The 2,252-nt window shown below is 66.4% G+C and carries 2 protein-coding genes; both read right to left on the reverse strand.

Annotated features, from left to right (window positions below; translation table 11 throughout):
* On the reverse strand, window positions 1–1,162 hold a 1,162-nt coding region (locus AC2VOG_RS08100), incomplete at its 3' end, for an acyl-CoA dehydrogenase family protein (RefSeq protein ID WP_486939398.1).
* A gap of 7 nt (window positions 1,163–1,169) precedes the next feature.
* A partial coding sequence (gene mmsA, locus AC2VOG_RS08105) for a CoA-acylating methylmalonate-semialdehyde dehydrogenase (protein WP_486939399.1) occupies window positions 1,170–2,252 on the reverse strand: 1,083 nt, incomplete at its 5' end.

The raw sequence follows: 2,252 nt of genomic DNA on the forward strand, positions 1-2,252 counted from the left end.
GAACGCGGGCGGCCTCGGCCCGGCCGATGACCACCCGCATGATCTCGTTGGTTCCCTCCAGGATGCGGTGCACCCTCAGATCGCGCACGATCTTCTCCAGACCGTACTCGCGAAGATAGCCGTAGCCGCCGTGCAGTTGCAGCGCCTGGTCCGCGACCTCGAAACACGTGTCGGTGACATACCGTTTGGCCATCGCGCACAATTCCACTTTGTCGTCGTCACCGCTGTCCAGCGCGGCGGCCGCCCGCCACAGCATCAGTCGTGACGTCTGTAGCGCGGTGGCCATGTCGGCCAGGGTGAAACGAATGGTGGGCTCGTCGAGCAGCGCAGCCCCGAACGCTTCCCGGTGCGCGACGTAGGTTGCGGCTTTGTCGTAGGCGGACTGCGCGCCGCCCAGTGAGCAGGCGGCGATGTTGATCCGGCCGCCGTTGAGGCCGTTCATCGCGATGCCGAAGCCGGCGCCCTCGCCGTCGGCGCCACCGAGCATCGCGTCGGCCGGCACCCGCACGCCGTCCAGAATGACCTGCGCGGTGGGCTGCGCGTTCCAGCCCATCTTGTCTTCGTGGGCACCGAAACTCAGCCCCGGGGAATCTTTTTCGACGATGAACGCCGAGATCCCGCGCGGACCCGGCTTTTCGGTGCCGCCGGTCCTCGCCATCACCACGTACACGTCAGAGGTACCGGCGCCCGAGATGAACTGTTTGACGCCGTCCAGCACGTAGTCGCCACCCTGCTTGATTGCCTTGGTGCTCAACGCGGCGGCGTCCGAGCCGGCGCCGGGCTCGGTCAGGCAGTAGCTGGCTATCGCGTCCATCGACGCCAGCCGCGGTATCCAGTCCTTGCGTTGCTCGTCGGTGCCGAACGCGTCGACCATCCAGGCGCACATGTTGTGGATCGACAGGAAGGCCGCCGTCGTCGGGTCGGCCATGGCCAGTTGCTCGAAGATCCGCACCCCGTCCAGGCGGCGCAGCCCGCTGCCGCCCACATCGTCGCGACAGTAGATCGCGGCCATCCCCAGACTAGCCGCCTCGCGCAGCTCGTCGATCGGGAAGTGCTGTGCGGCATCCCATTCCAGCGCATACGGGGCCAGTTTCTTGGCGGCGAACGCGGCGGCCGTCTCGGTGATCACCCGTTCGTCGTCGTCCAGACCGAAAAGTTGCATGACCGGGCTACTTCATCGTCGGGATGCTGAATTCGGCGCCGTCCTTGATCCCCGACGGCCAGCGCTGCGTGACGGTCTTGACCTTGGTGTAGAACTGGATCGATGCGGGGCCGTGCTGGTTGAGATCCCCGAAACCGGAACGCTTCCAGCCGCCGAAGCTGTGGTAGGCCACCGGCACCGGGATCGGCACGTTCACGCCGACCATGCCCACCTGCACGCGGGACACGAAGTCGCGGGCGGCGTCGCCGTCGCGGGTGAAGATCGCCACCCCGTTGCCGTATTCGTGTTGAGAAGGCAGCGCGAGTGCTTGTTCGTAGTTTTCCGCCCTGACGATGCACAGCACCGGGCCGAAGATCTCGTCGGTGTAGATCGACATGTCGGTGGTGACATTGTCGAACAGCGTCGGACCGATGAAAAAGCCCTTCTCCAAGCTGTTGTCGTCGAAGGTCAACTCGTCGCATGCGCGCTCGCGGCCGTCGACCACCAGGTCGGCGCCCGCCTGCACGCCCTGGCCGATGTAGTCGCGCACTCGCGCCAGCGCGGCTTCGGTGACCAGCGGGCCGTAGTCGACTTTCGGGTCCAGGCTGTGCCCGACGCGCAGCTGGTTGATGCGCTCGACGAGCCTGTTACGCAACCGGTCCGCGGTCTCCTTGCCGACGGGCACCGCGACGCTGATCGCCATGCACCGCTCACCGGCGCTGCCGTAGCCGGCGCCGATCAGCGCGTCGACGACTTGGTCGAGGTCGGCGTCGGGAAGGATGACCATGTGGTTCTTCGCGCCGCCGAAGCACTGTGCGCGTTTGCCGTTGGCGGCCGAGGTCTCGTAGATGTACTGCGCGATATCGGAGCTGCCGACGAAGCCGACCGCCTCGATGTCGGGGTGGTGCAGGATGGCGTCCACGGCTTCCTTGTCGCCGTTGACCACCTGAAACACCCCCGGCGGCAGGCCGGCCTGCAGAAACAGCTCGGCCAGCCGCAGCGGCACCGACGGGTCGCGCTCAGAAGGCTTGAGAATAAACGCGTTTCCGCATGCCAGCGCGGGCCCGGCCTTCCACAGTGGAATCATCGCCGGGAAGTTGAACGGGGTGAT

Source organism: Mycobacterium sp. TH-M11 (genome assembly GCF_057473725.1).